This window comes from Curtobacterium sp. B8, assembly GCF_000333315.1.
In the GTDB taxonomy this organism is placed as follows: Bacteria; Actinomycetota; Actinomycetes; order Actinomycetales; family Microbacteriaceae; genus Curtobacterium; species Curtobacterium luteum.
Window position 1 is genome coordinate 1 of the sequence record NZ_BACW01000343.1, and the last position, 914, is coordinate 914.

Sequence of the window (914 nt, forward strand, 5' to 3'; positions counted from 1 at the left end):
CAGCACGTGCCGGACGAGATCGTCTGGCGACGGGGGCGTTCAGCGCCTTGACACGCCGTCGCGGGTGCCCTGCACGGGCTGCTCCATCTTCATGGCCTCGAGGACGACGAGCAGATCGCCCTTCACCACGGTGTCACCCTCGGCGACCGCGACCTTGACCACGGTGGCCTGCATCGGCGACGTGACCGATCCCGACGAGGCGAGCCCGCCACGAACGCCGGACGACCGACGCTTCGGAGGAGCGGAGGGCCCGGCCGGACGTCGACCGGCAGCAGCGCCACCGCCGACGATCGACGGCATGGTGACCTCGATGCGCTTGCCCTGCACCTCGACGACGACCGTGTCGCGGGACGCCGGAGCGGGCAGCTCCTCGGTCGCGCCGCTCCACGCCGGGATGTCGTTGACGAAGTCCGTCTCGATCCACTGCGTGTAGACGCTGAACGGCTCGTCGTCGGACGTGGCGAACGCCGGGTCCGACACGACAGCGCGGTGGAACGGCAGCAGACGGGGGCCGGCGCGACCCCGACGTGGTGGGCGCCGGTGTGGCGGGACGAGCCGCCCTGGAAGTTCGCGGCGAGCGGCACCTCGGCCACCCCGACCCGGACGTGCAGCGCGTCGGCGTCCCGCTTCCGTCGCTCCCACAGCCGGGCGAGCGGCCGCGTGGCGATGTCGCGCACCACCACGGGGTCGACGCTGCGGTACCAGGAGTCGAGCCGCTGCTCCTTGACGAGCCCGGCGATCCGGACGCGGGTGTCGGCGATGTCCTGCCGCCACTCCTCGAAGGTCTTGATGCCCTTCTTCTTCGCGCGGGACCGCTGCGTGAGGAAGGTCCCGACGACCATCACCGGCGAGGCGGCGGCCATCATGAGCATGATCGGGCGGGCGAAGACGATCGCCATCGTGACGCCGAGCAC

2 protein-coding genes are annotated in these 914 nt (G+C 71.7%); one reads left to right on the forward strand and one right to left on the reverse strand.

Features of this window, described 5'->3' with window-relative positions; genetic code table 11:
• Positions 1–39: 39 nt before the first annotated feature.
• Positions 40–480: a biotin/lipoyl-containing protein gene (locus I59_RS23425; RefSeq protein WP_022903582.1), complete on the reverse strand. Its 441-nt coding sequence runs from the start codon at positions 478–480 to the stop codon at positions 40–42.
• A gap of 9 nt (positions 481–489) precedes the next feature.
• Here I59_RS23425 and I59_RS23430 point away from each other — a divergent pair.
• Positions 490–914, forward strand: a 425-nt coding sequence (locus I59_RS23430; protein ID WP_042726600.1) for a hypothetical protein, incomplete at its 3' end; no start/stop codon positions are given.